We start from the raw sequence: 15762 nt of genomic DNA, 5'->3' as shown, positions 1-15762 counted from the left end.
CCACGTTCTCCTTTGTAGCATGAGCAGGATTTCAGTGGGTCAATACATCAGCGCAAAGGAGGTCTTATGAAGCATTCGGATTCACGCAGCGGCGAATGTGCCGCACGTCACAAAAAAGAGGCTGCAATAGAAAATGCGAAGCTTTTACGCAGCTATGCCCGCGCCTTATCGCGTCACACGCTTAGAAGCTTCACACAACAGGAGTTACGTCAACGCTGGCGGCTTGGCCCTGACACCGTGCGCGCAATTCTCGCTTCGGCATACCCAAACGTCAGCACTCTACCGAAGTCTTTCGATCTCCTTGAAGTTCTATCGATCGACGGCGTCAACGATCCGATCAGGGAATGGATCGACACAACAGATCTTGGTCGTGCCATTTTTTGCGCTGACCTTCTGACGATGGATGAATGGCGAGAGACCGTCATTCGAGAGACGAAGTTTGATGCCTCCCATTATTACCGTGCGCTCAAAACGGGGAAGCATCCTTCTATTCGCTTAGGCAAATCTTATCGCTTTCGTCCCGCGCACGCTCCACGAAAGGAAAAATCAAAAATGACTCGAGGCGACAATGCCGACATTCAATGCGCCGGATCCACTCAAGAAAAGTTATAAAAATTCGATACTTAACTCAAAGAAATGACACTTATGGATACCGGTCATGGTTCAATGGTCCGGCATCCCCGTTGAGTTAAAATACGCAACAATCGCCGATTTGACTGCGCTTTCTGCATATCTGCCCTGAGGGTGGCCCTTCTTCATCACTTGCTTTCGATAGAAGAAAGGACGTCCCTATGCTTGAACCCATCAGTCATGTAATACGCCGCTAACGCCGCAAATCCTACTCGTAAGCTGGAATGCTGGTCTTTATAGCGCGTGTTGGGCAACCTCGGTCCAGCCACGCAAAGTTGCGGCATTGCGCAAGGCCGCGGCAGTTTTTCGTTGGGCCGGAAATATAACTGATAATGCGGACTCTCCTGCTTAGATTGATGAGCTTCGATATTTTGCCGATCAATACTGTACGACAGAACCGTTACCAGCACGGTGCAAGCTGAAATCTTCCAAGCACGCCCAGAAGTGGCTCAATGAGTATATTTCCGTGTTACGCGTTGGAGTGACGAGGCGCACGCTCAATACCCTTCCCCAAGTTTGTCGGACGATTGGAAGACGCTCTTTGACCATCTGAGTGGACGGACGTCCGACGTCACGATCCTTGCGAATCCTGAACTAAGACTTGTCTTGGATTGCCCGCAGCTTTGTGACACCGCAGGGCTTAGGATATGCTCGGCGCGGGAATCCCGATCGAGAAGGTCGCACAGGTGATCGGCCGCTCGAACGTGTCGGGTCTATGGGCGCTTCCTGCCGAACCAGATGCAAGATGCCGTTGCGGCGCTAGATTTCATGAACCTTCGGCGCGGATAGTTCTCTGATTTTTGACGGATCCGACGATTTTGGGTTCACGGAACCTGAGCGCACTTCGTAAAAGCGGATAATTCAAGATGTAAGTGATTGTTTTACATGGTGGGCGGTGAGGGACTCGAACCCCCGACATCTTCGGTGTAAACGAAGCGCTCTACCAACTGAGCTAACCGCCCGCCTGAAGGTGCTTCTACCGACAGTTTCTTTGCACCGCAAGAGCATTATGTCGTAAAATATCTGAATTTCCGGCATAGGGTTCAGGGGGCATACCCGATAGAACGTCAGTCGCAGCCCCGCAGACAAACCGACCCAACCCCATATTTTTAAAGGGACTCTTCGGTAGGCAGGCCAGCGGATCAACCGCCCTCCCTGGCACAAAAGACCGGATGGCGCGGGGCGCACATCGGATCTGGCAGGTGGGCGGGACATCACGCGCGCCTGCATATGGAAATCCCCGCCTTCCGGAGGGAGGGCGGGGGGGGCCGGTACGCTATGCCGCGTAGGCAGGGGGTCAGGCCGCCTGCGTTTTCAGCTCGGCTTCCGAAGAAATCAGGAACTGATCGATGAAGTTACGGATGTCTTCGACAGGAGCATCCAGCAGTTCAAGCACCTTGCCGGTCTCCGACCATTCGCTGGCGATCAGATCGGGGCTGTCTTGCAAAGATTGCCCGTAGCTCGGCACGATATCACGCAGCTTGGCCTGCCATGCGGCGCTGGAGACACGCTCGGGGAAGACCTGATCCAGCAGCTTGAGCATGATCGGAGCGGCTGTGGACGCGCCCGGAGATGCGCCAAGAAGCGCCGCAATCGAGCGGTCCTCACAGGCCACGATCTCTGTGCCGAGTTTCAGCTGACCACCGTTTTTCGGGTCTTTCTTGATGATCTGCACCCGCTGACCCGCCTGCCACAGGCGCCAGTCCTCATCACGGGCTTGCGGGAAATAAGCACGCAGGGCTTTCATCCGGTCTTTCTCCGACAGCATCAGCTGACCGGCCAGATATTCGACCAGATTGAAGTTATGCACACCCACCTGCATCATCGGCACAAGGTTGCGCCGCGTAATCGAGGACGGCAGATCCCACAGCGACCCCTCCTTCAGGAACTTGGTCGAGAAGGTCGCAAACGGACCGAACAACAGCATGTCCTTGCCATCAATCACCCGACGGTCGAGATGGGGCACCGACATCGGCGGGGCGCCGGTCGAGGCTTTGCCATAGACCTTGACGTTATGCTTGTTCACCACGTCGGGGTTTTCGCACACAAGGAAGGACCCGCCAACGGGGAACCCTGCGTATTCGCGGGCCTCGGGAATGCCGGACATCTGCAACAGCGGCAGCGCACCGCCCCCAGCCCCGAGGAAGACGAACTTCGCATCGACGATCTGCTTGTCGCCCCCATGCGAATTGGTGCACACAACGCGCCAGCCACCCTCTTTGCGACGGCGGATGCCGGTCACGGTGCGGCCCGTATTCAGTTGGAAGCGCGGACTGCTTTCAAGGAAGCGGATATATTGGCGGGTAATTTCACCATAATCGACATCGGTCCCTTGCGGGGCCCACGTGGCCGCCACTTTTTCGTCGGGGTTCAACCCTTCGCCCATGAGCGGCGCCCATTTGGAAATTTCCGCATGATCGGTCGAGAATTTCATGCCGGCAAAAAGCGGGCTCCGCACCAGCGCCTCATAACGCTTGCGTAGGAAATTCACGTTTTTCTCGCCCCAGACAAAGCTCATATGGGGGGTGCGGTTGATAAAGGAGCGCGGATTGGTCAACACGCCCTGCCGCACCTGATGGGCCCAGAACTGGCGCGAAATCTGGAACTGCTCGTTAATCGACAGCGCCTTCTCGATATTGATCGTGCCGTCTTCGGCTTCAGGCGTATAGTTGAGCTCGCACAGCGCCGAGTGGCCCGTGCCGGCATTGTTCCAGCCGTTCGAGCTTTCCGACGCGACCTCATCCAGCCGTTCGGTCAGCTCGATTGTCCATTCCGGTTCCAGCTCATGCAACAGCACACCCAAAGTTGCGCTCATGATGCCGCCACCAACAAGGAGTACGTCGACCGAACGGTCTGCGGTTTTGTTTTTGAAATCCATGATAACCGCCCCCTTCGCGGATCCGATGGAGCGAAACTATGAATTTGGCGAAAGGATGCAACCGCCGCGTTGCAGCATAAGCGGCCCGAGAATTCCTGAACAAAATTGTGAGGAAACGCAAAGTCTTACGGCTAAAGCTATGTTTGGGAAGCATTTTACTTTGCAAAAGCAGCATCGCAAGTTGGATCTGAGATATGCGTTTCACGCCTTATCTGCAAATCCGCTATGCATCAGGCGGGCAGCTCTTGCCCGTTATGGGGTCTGCGTCAGCTTGTCGCAGCCCATGATGCTATCGCTAACTGACCGGACTCGTTTCATCTGGTCATAAAAACTAACCACCGAGCCAGGGTCACAAACGAATCATTCAGGGCCACAAAGATGGAAGTCGCTGTTCCACCTTTCAATGACACAGATTGTCGCATGCAATTGCATACCGAAACGGAGAGCACAATGGATGACGTGCCATTTTGTGTAGAACCGTCGCCTTCAGCCGAGCAAGCCCTCGGTCATGCCGCGCTTCGTCGAACCGCTTGACGCGATATGGCAGACAATGTGACCTTGACGTAAAAGACGAGGCCCCGCCAAGCGCCGTCATGCCACGGTATCCAACAGGCAGCTCGGCTATACAGGTCAACGGAGACGTGGCCGAGTGGTCGAAGGCGTTCCCCTGCTAAGGGAAAGCCAATCTCCTCCAAAATGTCATAAAATCAGTTAAATATGAGAATGGCGCGCGGGCAATGTGGTGTAAGCGCCGCGCGCCATTTCCGCGTATCTTCCGGTGTATTCGATACACGCAAGAGGATGCATGGAAGATAACGGATTTCGTGAAGGGGCTGGGCGCGACGCAGGCATTTTACACGATGCTTGCAGGGCATTTTTGCGGGGCGACAATGGTGGCGCGCGGCTTGGGGCTTAATACGCATGCGGCTGAGTTCGACAAGAGCAAGGAAATCAATCTGGCACGCGCGGATCTGCGTGGCGGCCCGGCGCTGCGGTCTGGACGCCGCGTGGGGCTAGTCGGTTCAGTATGTCGTCTAGTCTTCGTCAAAATGTCACCAGCCCCACAGGTAAAACCCCACAGACGGCGTGTACTTTGTAGCAATTCTCTGCACGGCCTTGCAGTAAATCCACCATTTAATATGCTGATTTTGCTGATTTTGCTGATTTTGCTGATTTTGCTGATTTTGCTGATTTTGCTGATTTTGCTGATTTTGCTGATTTTGCTGATTTTGCTGATTTTGCTGAATTTAGGTCATTCGCTGTAAAACAATCCGTTCCGGAGATGGGTCCGATCTACGTTGCAGGCAGGTCAACGCCCCGCGCGGTGGCGGGGCGGTTCCTGATTGCGGTTACCCCATCAGGGCCTTGCGCAGCATGTTTCCGGCAAGCACCAGCACGGTCAGGGAAAAGACCAGCCGCAAGCGTTGGGGGCTTAGCCGGTGCGCCAGTCGCACGCCGAAGGGCACCGCAATCAGCGAGGTGACCATGATCATTGCGACGGCGGGCAGGTTGACATAGCCGACTGTGCCGGGGGGCTTGCCGGTCAGGTGCCAGCCCGTCAGCAGATAGGCAATGAAGCCGGGGATCGAGATCAGCAATCCGAAGCCGGGCGAGGTGCCGACCGCACGATGGGGCGGCACGTTATAGGCGGTCAGCAGCGGCACGGTAAAGCTGCCGCCGCCAATTCCCATCAGGGCCGAGAAAAAGCCGATAAGGCTGCCATAAAGCGCGGCAAGGCGACGTCCGGGCAGGCTGTCGGACAGGCGCCAGCTTTTCTTGCCCAGCAGCATATACAGGCCCAGACAGACGCCGATACCGCCAAAGATCACTTGCAGTTCATGGCTGCGCAGGCTGGCAGCGGCCAGCACGCCCAGCACCGATCCTATCGCGATGAAGGGCCCCCAACTGCGGATCAGCGCGAGGCTGACAGCGCCGCGCTGGTGATGGGCGGTGACCGATCGCAGCGAGGTGACGATGATGGTGCCTGTCGATGTGGCCACGCAGATCTGCATCAGCTGTTCGGGCGCATAGCCCAGCCCCTGAAAGACGTAATAGAATGCGGGCACCAGAATGATGCCACCCCCCACGCCAAGCAGGCCGGAGATCAGTCCGGCAACAAGCCCTGCGACACCGATCACAAGAACAAAAATCAGAATATCCATTTCAGGTCGGGGCCTTCGCGGTCAGGGGGACAGGCGCACCCTGTTCGGCCAGATCGGAGAATAGCCCCGTCATGCCGATAAGGGCCTGTCGTGAAAGGGATTTCAGCACATGCTCATTGGGCGCATGCTGGTTGCATCCCGCATAGGAATGGGGCACCCAGATCGTGGGCAGCCCCAAAGCGTCGGAAAAACAGTCATTGGGGAGAGAGCCGCCCAGATTGGGCAGGATATGCACGGCTTCGCCCGTGCTGCGGCCGAGGGACTCTGCGGCAAAGCGCACCCAGGGGTGGTCCGGGTCCAGACGCGTGGCGGTAAAGCTGCCATGGTCGGTGTGCCGGATGGTGACCTTGTCGAAGCCTTGCGCATCCAGATGGCGGCGCAGGGCGGGCAGGATTTCGCGGGCCTCGGTTCCCACCACATAGCGCAGCTGGCAGGTGGCCCGTGCCTCTCCTGAAATCGCGTTCAGCGGGGCCTCCGGCACGCCCGACACCATCGCCAGCACGGCGAAACTGTTCCAACCGAAGACACGCTCGGCCATGCTCAGACTTTCCTCGCCCCAATCGGGATCAAGGGGGAAGCCCGACTCTACCGGCGGGAGGGCCGCCAGAACCTCGCGCAGGCGCGGGGTCAGGCTGTCGGGGCGCCATTCCGGCACACGGATCTGGCCGCGCGCATCGGTGATACTGGCCAGAGCATGGGCCAGATAGATCGCGGGGTCAGCCAGAAGCCCGCCGAAATTGCCCGAGTGATGGGCCCCCTCGCGCAGCGCGACGACCAGCTCGAACATGATCGCGCCGCGCGCGCCGGTAAAGATGGTGGGCGCTTTGGGGGACAGGCGCGGCCCGTCCGAGGCAATCAGCACATCGGCGGCCAGCAGCGCCTGATTATCCTCACAAAACTGCCGCAGCCCCGGCGAGCCGGTTTCTTCGCCGGTCTCGATCAGCACTTTCGCGTTGAACCCCAGCCGCCCTTGTGTGGCGATCACCGCCTCCAGCGCGCGGAGATTGATCAGATGTTGGGCCTTGTTATCGGCGGCACCGCGCCCATAAAGCCGGTCCCCCTCCTCGATAAGGGTGAAAGGGGTAAGCCCGTCGCGCCACTGGTCTTCCTGCGCCCGCACCACATCGGCATGCCCATAGATCAGCACGGTCGGCAAGGCGGGGTCTTCACGGCGACAGGCCACCAGAAACGGCCCCGCCTCGGGATCGGGGTTGGCATGGATCGTTGTCGTGAAGCCCATTTCCGTCAGCATCGGTTGCATGGCCTCGTGCAGATAGGCATGCAGATGGGGCCTGCCGCGCGGGGTCTGGCTTTCGGTCGGGCGGGCCACCAGTCCGGCCAGATCGCGCTGGAATGTCCCGTTGTCGAAATAGGCGCTGATCCGGGTTATGGCGGCGTGGCCGAGTGTCATGAACTGCCTCCTTCGTCGGTCGCGGGCCTGCCGCTGCAAGGCGGACAAGGGGGTCTTCTGCCGGAGGGGGCCACGGCCATACGCCTGGCATCCGGTCCTTCACCCCAGAGCATAGGCGAAAGCCGTAGGCTTGGCCAAGGCCGGAACGGGCCGGATTGCCCGAAAGCGCGGTCACAGGCCCGTGTGTCGGAACACAGGCTGGATGCTGCTGCGGCGCGTGCTCTGCGGGGCCGTCCGGAAAAGGGTCTGCAGGCCGCGCCCGAGGGGGCCGCCTGCAGACAGGGCTTGCCTAGAACGTATAGGAGAAGATCGCCTTGAAGGTCTGGTTGCGGACATTGCCGCGGAAGCCGTCATAGCGCACATAGGCAAGGTTGAAGAACAGGTCCTTGCCGATCTGCCGTCCCAGCCCGACGGAGCTGTAATAGAAGTTCTGCTCGTTCGAGTAGCTGTCAAAACTATTGACGAATTCATGCTTGAGACCGAATTCAAGCTGCGGCGACCATGCGCCCGGACCGTAGACGGGCTTTTCGAAACGCAGCGTGGCCATGCCTTCGCTGTAATGGATTTTCTGTTTGTCGACCTTGGTGCCGAGGCTGTTGATGGAGGAGGAATTGGTCAGCTCCTCGATGGCAAAACCCAGACGCGGATGCATCAGCCAGCCTGCAGGCAGAAAGCCGATCTCGGCATCGGAATAGGTGCCGACAAGATCGCTTTGCCAATAGGTCAGGGCGGTGTGCTGGCGGTCGGTCAGCGTGGCAAAGCCCAGCGGGATTTCGCTGCGTGCGTTGCCCCATTGCGCGACAAAGCGGTTGGCCAGCGCCCAGTGATCGTTCATCTTGTAAAGCAGGTCACCCCGAATGCCGCCCCAAGGGTTGTTGATCTTGCCGTCATTCTGCTTGAGATTGGTATGGGCATATTGCGCGATCGCGCCAATGCCCCATGTCAGGTTGTCGCTGGGCATATTGAGATATTCGACAGTCAGCGTGCCGATCCCGCCGCTGGCATAGGCCAGATCGGGCGAGGCCGAGAAGCCGTTCAACGACAGGTTCGTATAGACCATCGCGTGATCGCTGATGCCCACCAGCGCCGAAATCGGGACCTCGGCCGTCGAGATATTGTCCCGATAACCGGACAGGACGCCGGAATTCTCGGCCTGATTGAAATGCAGCATGCCGTTATTGATCTTGTCCTGCGTGATGCCGAAGATCTCGTTGCTGCTCCAGATCGTCAGCAATCCGGCATGGCCGAAGCTGCGCTGGAAACGGGATGTGATGGCCGAGCGTTCCGTTTGTGCTCCTGTTGTCCGGCCATCCGGCATATCGGCGAAAACGGGGGCGGCTGTCATCAGGCCGATCCCCGTGGCGACTGCTGTCAGAACAGTAAGTGCTTTCATTATTTCCTCCCTGATAGTGACGATGGTCTGGCCGCTCTCCTCCCCGAGGCGACCGGTTTGCGGACATGACCCGACGCGCCCGCAAAAGCTGTTTGCGGGGATAGGGGCGGGTCAGGTTGTCGTTCTGGCGTCTGGCGTCTGGCGTTAGCGGGTGCTCTCCGCGCTGTTGCGGTAGCGCGCGGCAAGCCGGCGCAGGGCATGGGCAAAAACGGTGACATCAATGCCTACGCCCACAAAACGTGCCCCCGCCTGCGTGCAGGCTTGGATGAATTCGGGATCGGTGCTCAGGACACCTGCGGCCTTGCCGGACCGGCTGATCCGATCAAGCGCCTCCAGCACGGCCTGCCGGACTTGGGGATGGCCCGGATTGCCCAGATGCCCCATATCCGCCGCCAGATCGGACGGGCCGATAAAGACGGCATCCAGCCCTTCGATCTGCAAGATGTCATCCAGCGCGGCCAGTCCCGCGCGGCTTTCGACCTGCACGATCAGGCAGATCTGCGCATCCGCCGTGTTCAGGTAGTCAGGGATCTCGGCAAAGCGCGAGGCCCGCGCCAGCGCCGAGCCAACCCCGCGCAGCCCGTTGGGGGGATAGTGGCAGGCCGCCAAGGCGCGTTGTGCCTGCGCCGCGGATTCGATCATCGGCACCAGTAGGGTCTGCGCGCCGATATCCAGTGCCTGTTTGATCTTGGCGGGATCGTCATCGGGCAGGCGCAGCACGATATCGCTTGGCCCGTTCTGCAGCACACCGATCTGGGCCGAAAGCGAGCGGATGTCATTGGGCGCATGTTCGCCATCCAGCAAAAGCCAGTCGAACAGCGCGGTCGCGGCGATCTCGGCCAGATAGGGGTCGGCCAGACCCAGCCACAGGCCATGCGTGGTCTCGCCGGCTGCCAGACGCTGTTTGAGACGGTTCACAGGGGCAGGCATATCAGCTCTCCGCAAAGGTTAGGTCGACATGGCCGAAGGGGCCGAAATCGGCATGGAAACAACTGCCCGGCGGGGCCTCTATCGGGCGGATGAAGCTGCCCGACAGAAGGATGTCTCCCGCGGCGACCCCTTGGCCGTACTGTGCCAGACGCCGCACAAGCCAGACGATCCCTGCAACGGGATCATCCAGAACCCCCGCGCCAAGGCCGGTTTCCTCGACAATGCCATCGCGTCGCACGATGGCCCCGATCCAGCGTAGGTCGATGCTCTGCGGGGCGTGCCGTGCCGTGCCCAGTACGATGCCCGCATTGGCGGCATTGTCGGATACCGTGTCATGGATCTTGCGCGAGACGCCCGTGACCGGATCTGCGCGCAGGATGCGGGTGTCCAGAATTTCAAGCGCCGGTGCCATGAAATCGGTCGCGGCCAGCACATCGGCCCGCGTGACATCGGCCCCCGCCAGCGGAGCGTTCAGGACAAAGGCGATCTCGGCTTCGATCCGTGGCTGGATGAAGCGGCCCAGTGGAATGGTCGCGCCGCTGGGAAAGGCCATATCGCTGAGCAAGACACCGGAATCGGGGGTGTCGATATTCAGCGCCTGCTGCATCGCGCGCGAGGTCAGGCCGATTTTCCAGCCGATCACCTCCAGCCCCGCCGCCCGTTTATGTGCGATCAGGGCGGCCTGTACCGCATAGGCGTCATCCAGTGTCATCTGCGGATATTGCTGCGACAGGAGGCCGGTCTGCTGTCTGCGGCGCTCGGCCTCGAACAGGGCGGCGGCGGCGGCGGCGATCTCGGCGTGGGTCAGGGTCAGGGTCATTCGTCAGCCACTCCGTTGGACAGGGTGCCGATGCCTTCGGCGGTGATGTCGATCCTGTCCCCCGGTGTCAGCCAGATGGGCGGGTCATGGCGCGCCCCCGCCCCTGTGGGGGTGCCGGTGACGATGATGTCGCCGGGCCGCAATGTGGTGAAGGTCGAGATATAGGCGATCTGTTCGGCCACCGGAAACAGCATCCGCCCCGTGCGGTCAGACTGGCGCAGCTCGCCATTCACGCGGGTTTCCAAGGCGATATCAAGGATCTGCGCGGGGTCGGTAAAGGGTACAAGCCACGGCCCCATTGCCCCCGAACGGTCCCAGTTCTTGCCTTGCGTGACGTTGAATTTCGCATGGCGCACCCAGTCGCGGATCGTGCCCTCGTTGCAGAGGGTCAACGCGGCGATATGGGAAAGCGCTTGATCCCTTGCGATGCGCCGCCCTTCCTTGCCGATGACAATCGCGATCTCGCCTTCGTAATCCAGCTGTGCGCTTTCGGGCGGGCGGATCAGGTTTTCTCCTTGCCCGACAAAGCTTTGCACGAAGCGTGGGAAAAGCGACATATGTGGCGGTGCCTCTTTGCCATCCTTATATTCGGCGTTGCGGTCGGGGAAGTTGACCCCGACACAAAGGATCTTGCCGGGATCGGGGATCGGCACCGTATAGCGGAACAGGCCCGCCTTATGGCTGGCGGTGCGGCCTTGCGCGGCGGTCAGGATGTCGGGCAGGGCCTGCGCGGCAATCACGTCGCGCAGGGTGCGATATTGCGGGAATTCCGGCGACAGGGCCAGAACGCCATCCTCTAGCGCGACACCCCATAAGGCAGTGCCCTGCGCGGTGAATGAGACCAGATTCATAGGGGATCTCCGAAACAGGAAAGGATAGGACAGACGGGCAGCAGGGCGGCCCGTTCAGAAGCGGTGCTGCGGTGGCGCGGGCAGGGGCTGGCCCTGTGTCAGCGGGAGGCCCGCTGCCGGTGGGCGGCCAGAAGGGCCTTGCCGTAGTCATTGCCATTGGGGATGCGGCTGATGACATGGATATGGAATTTGGCGGGGGCTTCATTGCCGAGCCACATGCCGGAATGATGGTCGAATTCCAGCATCACGACCGGTGAGTGGATATGGTAGTAGAACGGGTCGTCGGGGCCATGCCCGCCGATCCAGCTGAAATACGTCCGGTCGAGATGGGCCTCGATCTGTTGCAGGCGGGCCTTGCGCGGACCATCCGGCCAATGGATGTGGAAGGTTTCGCACAGATCCATCAGGGCCTGCCGCTGCGCGGGGTCGAACTCTGCGGCGCAGACGCCCTCCAGTGGCACGATCCTGTTGTCCTGAAAAGCTCCGCCCAGATGCCGCTGGTCGGCAAAGTTGAAACGCCATTGCGGCAGGGCGGGATCTTCCATCTCCTTGTAAAGCGTAGCGCGCTCCTGAAGGGGCGGCGGCAGGCTGCGCATCAGGGCCAGCCCCTGCGCCTCTTCCTCCTTGAACATGCAAAACGTCTCGCCGCTGCGCAGCACGACCTCATTGGGTTCGGTGCCCATGAAGGTGGGGGAAATCACCATCTGCCGTCCCAGAATGAAGACGTTGAAGCCGACATGATGGCCGTAGATATGCCAGCCCCACGGCTCCGTTACGGACGGGGTGCCGAAAATCTCGAAATGATAGGACCACTCGTTCATGATCGTCGTCAGATCATAAAGCTCGCCCAGAAAAAGATTCGCCTTCATCAGACGCCGGATCTTCTGGAACCCCCGCGCCGAGGTGCAGGCCGCCAGCAGATCCCAGAAACAGTCGCGCGAGGCGGGGCCGAGATGTTCCAGCCGGACGCCTTCGGTGTTGAACACCAGTTCGGGATTATACCAGCCGCGCCAGTTGCGATGGTCGACCGGCTTCATGGCGGCGGCCTTTTCCTGCGGGCGCAGCGTGGCCAGCAGCGCCTCCATTGCCGAAACCGCAAGCGCCACGTCGAACCCTTCATCCGCGAGGTCGAACAGGCCCGTCTCTGCGGTGCCGTCATGGGTGACACCGATATAGGGGGCATCCTGTAGCCGTGCCCATTCCTCTTTCAGCGCAATGGCTTGCGGGGTGGCCAGAACCGGCTGGGAATAGGTGACAGGGTCGAGGCCATGCGATTTCCCGACCCGATCATAGCTTTCGGGCAGAATATAGGCGCGATAGTCTTGTGCAGTCATTTGGTCCTCTCCGCTGCTCCTCGCCGTCTATCAGGGCCAGCCCTGAGGGCCTGTGCAAGCGGCACGGGGGGAATCTTCCATATTCCGGAAAATCTCGGATCTGTGACAAAATAGATTTTGACAAAAATATATATTTTATGGTGAGCTTCCTCATGAACGCAGGACCGGAGGGCGGCAGGATGGCCATCAGCAAGACCGCGGCGCTTTATAGCGACCTCAAGGAAGAGCTGTTGAATGGTGGCTACGCGCCGGGATCGAAGCTTGCGATCGACTCCCTTGCGACGAATTTCGAGGTCAGCCCCAGCGCGGTGCGCGAGGCCCTGTCGCGACTGACATCGGACTGGCTGGTGCAGGCGATGCCGCAGCGCGGCTTCACCGTGGCGCCGGTCTCGCGCGAGGATCTGATCGACCTGACGGCTGTGCGGATCGATATCGAGGCGCGCTGTGTGCGGCGGGCCATCGCGGTGGGCGATCTGGATTGGGAGGCGCGGATCTTGGCGACATGGCACTGCCTGTCGAAGACCGGTGCCTCTGCCGAGGGGCGGGCGCATGCCGACTGGCCGCGTCTGCATGCGCAATTCCATGATGATCTGGTCTCGGCCTGTGACAGCCTGTGGTGGTTGCGGTTGCGCGACCAGCTTTACGTGCAGGCCGAGAGGTATCGCCGCATCCTGCTGCCCCATGCGCGGCAGGACCGCGATACCGAAACCGAGCATCGCCAGATCATGGAGCTGGTGCTGGAGCGCAAGGCCGAGGAGGCGGCCGAGGCTCTGGGGGCACATCTGCATCGCACGGCGCAGGATCTGCTGGATGCGGGGCTGGTCTGAACCGGACAGGGATACCGAATGCATATGCCGGGTGGAGACGGCAAAGGAGGAGGACAGAATGGGCTATCAAGAAACAGGGGGCGTGCTGCGCAACGAGGTGACCGGCACGCAAAGCATCCGGCGCAGTTTCGCCATCATGCGGATGCTGGCGGGGGGCGATCATGACGGGGAGAAGCTTGTCGATATTGCGGGCTCGCTCAAGCTGTCGCATCCGACGGCGCATCGCATCCTGAAGGCGCTGGAAAAGGAAGGCGTTGTCGAGCGGGCGGGGGGCACATCGCGTTACAGGTTGGGGGCGGAGGCCGCATGGCTCGGGGTGGCCCCGTTCAACCGCTGCCCGATCACCCGCATCTCTTCGCCTGTTCTGGACGAACTGGCGCAGCTGACCAAGGATTCGATCTTCCTGTCGGTGCCATCGCATAATGATGCGGTTTATGCCGACCGCCGTTTCGGCAGCTGGCCCGTGCAGGCGCGCGGGGTGCATGTGGGCGCACGGCGTCCGCTGGGGGTCAGCGTGGCGGGACGGGTCATGATGGCCTATCTGGGCGAGGCCCGCGCCACCGAAGTGTTTCAGGAAAACCTTGAACGCTATGCCGAATGGAACTGCCCCGAGGCCCTGATCCTTGACGGGATCACGCGCGCGCGCGAACAGGGGTATCTGGTCGAGGACAGTCTGACGGGTCGCGGGCGGCGGGCGCTTGCGGTGCCGGTGCGCGATATCGGCGGGCGGGCCATCGGGGCGCTCTGTGTCATCGCGCCTGCGGCACGGCTGGGGGCGGAACGGGTCAACCGGCTGTGGCCCGCCTTGCGCGAGGCCAGCCGCAAGGTCAGCGCCTCGCTCTTCGAGACCCGTCTGGCGGGATGAGCCATGTGCTGCTCCGGCACCGGTCTGGCCGGTTTCGGGGCAGGGTATTCCGGCATGTGAACAGAACGCCCCGCAGCGCTTGCCCGAACCCTTTCCGGAACGAATGCTCGGTTCATACGAGCGCGGGGTTGCCCCGCCGTCCAGAGGAGGAAAGCATGCATATTCCGGACCCAGTTCTGACCCCGCCTTTCAATATCACCCGCTCAAGCCATGTGGTGCTGAGCGTGCGTGACCTCGAGGCCAGCCGGACATTCTACACCGATCTGGTGGGGCTGGTGGTCAGTGATGCCGATAGCGAAACGGTCTGGCTGCGCGGGCGCGAGGAGAACGCGCATCATTCGCTGGTGCTGCGCAAGGGCGAGACCCCGAACTGTCAGCGGCTCGGGTTCCGCGTGCAGACCGAAGACGACATCCACAAGGCCGAAGCCTATTTCAACAGCATCGGCACCGAGGCAAAGCTGGTCGATGTGCCGTATCAGGGCAAGACATTGCAGTTTCGCGATGCGATCGGGATGCCCGTCGAGCTGACCGCCTCCATGCCGATCCGCGAGCGCATGTTTATGGCCTATGACCAGTATCGCGGGGCGTCCGCGCAGCGCATCGACCATTGGCAGATTCAGGCACAGGATGTGCGGAAGGCGTTCGATTTCTGGCACCCTCTGGGCTTCCGGACCTCGGAATATACCTATTCGGACGGGGCGCAGGGGCAGGTGGACCTGTGGGGGGTCTGGATGCAGCGCAAGGGTAATCCGCATGATCAGGTTTTCACCAACGGGCCGGGGCCGCGCCTGCACCATTTCGCCTATCTGCTGCGCGATACCGCCGATCTGATGCATGCCTGTGATGTGGCGGGGGCCTTGGGGCTGGGCCGCAGACTGGAGCGCGGCCCGGGCCGTCACGGGATTTCCGGCGCGATGTTCTTGTATTTCCGCGATCCTGACGGCCACCGCATCGAATTGTTCAACACCCATTACCAGCATATCGATCTGGAACCGCCTGTGGCATGGAGCCTCGATAACCCCAAACGGGCCGATCAATGGGGCATGCCCGCACGGGCGAAATGGTTCAACGAGGCGACCGTTTTTGAAGGTGCGGCACCGGTCGAGCCGGATCTGTCGGTCGAAGCTCCGACACTCGAGCGTTTTCTGGAACTGACCAGCTAGGGCCCTGTCCTGCCTGACCCGTTTCATGGACATGACCGCCGGAGCCCGAGGCTCCGGCGGTCGGCGATGTGAAGGGCGGATATTCGGCCTAGAGGGATTTGGCCATATGGGCATGGATCGAATTGGTCTTCCATGACCCTTCGGGATCGGCCTGATCGACATAGAAGGTGATGCCCAGACCACGCCGCGCACTTTCGGCCTCGAAATGGGCGACGACAATCTCGTAGGCCTTGGAAAAGAAGGCCTTGCGGATATCGGCGGGGCGGCCTGCGCCGATCCGGCACATCACGTTGACAAACGCATGTTCGGGATTGCCATCGGCAATCACATAGCGCGTCACCGGCCAGGCCCTCACCCGCACGCCACCTGTGGGGAAGACCTCCGGCGCGGTACGGAAATGCGCGGCGATCTTGTGCAGGAGCGCGTCGATCTGGCCGCTTTCTTCGAGATTGCTGGAATATTCGATAATGCAATGCGGCATGGCTATGTCCTGACTTG

The 15762-nt window shown here is 60.6% G+C and carries 14 protein-coding genes and 1 tRNA gene; 5 read left to right on the top strand and 10 right to left on the bottom strand.

Annotated elements, in window-relative coordinates:
* Positions 1–66: 66 nt before the first annotated feature.
* Positions 67–612 carry a hypothetical protein gene (locus WDB88_RS17230; RefSeq protein WP_339109907.1) on the top strand — a complete coding sequence of 182 codons (546 nt, stop codon included), beginning with the start codon at positions 67–69 and terminating at the stop codon, positions 610–612.
* A 904-nt stretch (positions 613–1516) separates the two neighbouring features.
* Here WDB88_RS17230 and WDB88_RS17225 read toward each other — a convergent pair.
* Both WDB88_RS17225 and mqo read right to left on the bottom strand, forming a co-directional pair.
* Positions 1517–1592: transfer RNA gene (locus tag WDB88_RS17225), tRNA-Val, on the bottom strand.
* 335 nt (positions 1593–1927) lie between these two features.
* Complete coding sequence (gene mqo / locus WDB88_RS17220; RefSeq protein WP_339110050.1) at positions 1928–3535, bottom strand: malate dehydrogenase (quinone); 1608 nt, start codon at positions 3533–3535, stop codon at positions 1928–1930.
* A 710-nt stretch (positions 3536–4245) separates the two neighbouring features.
* Between mqo and WDB88_RS17215 the strand changes: the two genes are divergently transcribed.
* Positions 4246–4773 carry a hypothetical protein gene (locus tag WDB88_RS17215; protein WP_339109906.1) on the top strand — a complete coding sequence of 176 codons (528 nt, stop codon included), beginning with the start codon at positions 4246–4248 and terminating at the stop codon, positions 4771–4773.
* A gap of 84 nt (positions 4774–4857) precedes the next feature.
* On the opposite strand, the gene WDB88_RS17210 is transcribed toward WDB88_RS17215, so the two are convergent.
* The 7 genes from WDB88_RS17210 to WDB88_RS17180 form a co-directional block, all read right to left on the bottom strand.
* The gene (locus WDB88_RS17210) at positions 4858–5670 is read right to left on the bottom strand and encodes a sulfite exporter TauE/SafE family protein (RefSeq protein WP_330629372.1); all 813 of its coding nucleotides are present in this window, start codon (positions 5668–5670) and stop codon (positions 4858–4860) included.
* A gap of 1 nt (position 5671) precedes the next feature.
* The gene (locus WDB88_RS17205; RefSeq protein ID WP_339109905.1) at positions 5672–7081 is read right to left on the bottom strand and encodes a M20 family metallopeptidase; all 1410 of its coding nucleotides are present in this window, start codon (positions 7079–7081) and stop codon (positions 5672–5674) included.
* 289 nt (positions 7082–7370) lie between these two features.
* Positions 7371–8474, bottom strand: coding sequence for a hypothetical protein (locus WDB88_RS17200; RefSeq protein WP_330629370.1), 1104 nt, complete (start codon positions 8472–8474; stop codon positions 7371–7373).
* A gap of 144 nt (positions 8475–8618) precedes the next feature.
* Entirely contained in the window at positions 8619–9404 is a 786-nt protein-coding gene (locus WDB88_RS17195) for an HpcH/HpaI aldolase/citrate lyase family protein (RefSeq protein WP_339109904.1), read from the bottom strand.
* A 1-nt stretch (position 9405) separates the two neighbouring features.
* Positions 9406–10224, bottom strand: a complete 819-nt coding sequence (gene hpaH / locus WDB88_RS17190) for a 2-oxo-hept-4-ene-1,7-dioate hydratase (RefSeq protein ID WP_339109903.1) — start codon at positions 10222–10224, stop codon at positions 9406–9408.
* Positions 10221–11075, bottom strand: coding sequence for a fumarylacetoacetate hydrolase family protein (locus WDB88_RS17185; RefSeq protein ID WP_339109902.1), 855 nt, complete (start codon positions 11073–11075; stop codon positions 10221–10223). Before WDB88_RS17185 ends, hpaH begins: the two co-directional genes overlap by 4 nt.
* 98 nt (positions 11076–11173) lie before the next feature.
* Positions 11174–12409 carry a DUF3500 domain-containing protein gene (locus WDB88_RS17180; RefSeq protein ID WP_339109901.1) on the bottom strand — a complete coding sequence of 412 codons (1236 nt, stop codon included), beginning with the start codon at positions 12407–12409 and terminating at the stop codon, positions 11174–11176.
* A gap of 179 nt (positions 12410–12588) precedes the next feature.
* Between WDB88_RS17180 and WDB88_RS17175 the strand changes: the two genes are divergently transcribed.
* From WDB88_RS17175 to hpaD, 3 genes are all read left to right on the top strand, one after another.
* A complete protein-coding gene (locus WDB88_RS17175; protein ID WP_330629364.1) occupies positions 12589–13236 on the top strand; it encodes a GntR family transcriptional regulator in 648 nt (215 codons plus the stop codon).
* Between the two features lie 58 nt (positions 13237–13294).
* Positions 13295–14101 carry an IclR family transcriptional regulator gene (locus tag WDB88_RS17170; RefSeq protein ID WP_330629363.1) on the top strand — a complete coding sequence of 269 codons (807 nt, stop codon included), beginning with the start codon at positions 13295–13297 and terminating at the stop codon, positions 14099–14101.
* Positions 14102–14256: 155 nt separating this feature from the next.
* Positions 14257–15264 (top strand): 3,4-dihydroxyphenylacetate 2,3-dioxygenase, encoded by a 1008-nt coding sequence (gene hpaD / locus WDB88_RS17165; RefSeq protein WP_330629362.1) that lies wholly within the window; start codon positions 14257–14259, stop codon positions 15262–15264.
* 88 nt (positions 15265–15352) lie between these two features.
* Here hpaD and WDB88_RS17160 read toward each other — a convergent pair whose 3' ends face one another.
* Entirely contained in the window at positions 15353–15745 is a 393-nt protein-coding gene (locus WDB88_RS17160; RefSeq protein WP_330629361.1) for a hypothetical protein, read from the bottom strand.
* Positions 15746–15762 lie beyond the last annotated feature (17 nt).

The organism is Thioclava sp. GXIMD4216, assembly GCF_037949285.1.
GTDB lineage: Bacteria > Pseudomonadota > Alphaproteobacteria > Rhodobacterales > Rhodobacteraceae > Thioclava > Thioclava litoralis.
Note: the sequence above shows the minus strand (reverse complement) of the source record. Positions and strands in the feature narration are given on the sequence as shown.

What these genes read in the sequence shown, in the direction of transcription:
- hpaD (WP_330629362.1), top strand. Translation starts at nt 14,257, where the DNA reads ATGCATATTCCGGACCCAGTTCTGACCCCGCCTTTCAATATCACCCGC.
- hpaH (WP_339109903.1), bottom strand. Translation starts at nt 10,224, where the DNA reads ATGACCCTGACCCTGACCCACGCCGAGATCGCCGCCGCCGCCGCCGCC.
- WDB88_RS17195 (WP_339109904.1), bottom strand. Translation starts at nt 9,404, where the DNA reads ATGCCTGCCCCTGTGAACCGTCTCAAACAGCGTCTGGCAGCCGGCGAG.
- WDB88_RS17205 (WP_339109905.1), bottom strand. Translation starts at nt 7,081, where the DNA reads ATGACACTCGGCCACGCCGCCATAACCCGGATCAGCGCCTATTTCGAC.
- WDB88_RS17185 (WP_339109902.1), bottom strand. Translation starts at nt 11,075, where the DNA reads ATGAATCTGGTCTCATTCACCGCGCAGGGCACTGCCTTATGGGGTGTC.
- WDB88_RS17170 (WP_330629363.1), top strand. Translation starts at nt 13,295, where the DNA reads ATGGGCTATCAAGAAACAGGGGGCGTGCTGCGCAACGAGGTGACCGGC.
- WDB88_RS17200 (WP_330629370.1), bottom strand. Translation starts at nt 8,474, where the DNA reads ATGAAAGCACTTACTGTTCTGACAGCAGTCGCCACGGGGATCGGCCTG.
- WDB88_RS17215 (WP_339109906.1), top strand. Translation starts at nt 4,246, where the DNA reads ATGTGGTGTAAGCGCCGCGCGCCATTTCCGCGTATCTTCCGGTGTATT.
- WDB88_RS17175 (WP_330629364.1), top strand. Translation starts at nt 12,589, where the DNA reads ATGGCCATCAGCAAGACCGCGGCGCTTTATAGCGACCTCAAGGAAGAG.
- WDB88_RS17160 (WP_330629361.1), bottom strand. Translation starts at nt 15,745, where the DNA reads ATGCCGCATTGCATTATCGAATATTCCAGCAATCTCGAAGAAAGCGGC.
- WDB88_RS17210 (WP_330629372.1), bottom strand. Translation starts at nt 5,670, where the DNA reads ATGGATATTCTGATTTTTGTTCTTGTGATCGGTGTCGCAGGGCTTGTT.
- WDB88_RS17180 (WP_339109901.1), bottom strand. Translation starts at nt 12,409, where the DNA reads ATGACTGCACAAGACTATCGCGCCTATATTCTGCCCGAAAGCTATGAT.
- WDB88_RS17230 (WP_339109907.1), top strand. Translation starts at nt 67, where the DNA reads ATGAAGCATTCGGATTCACGCAGCGGCGAATGTGCCGCACGTCACAAA.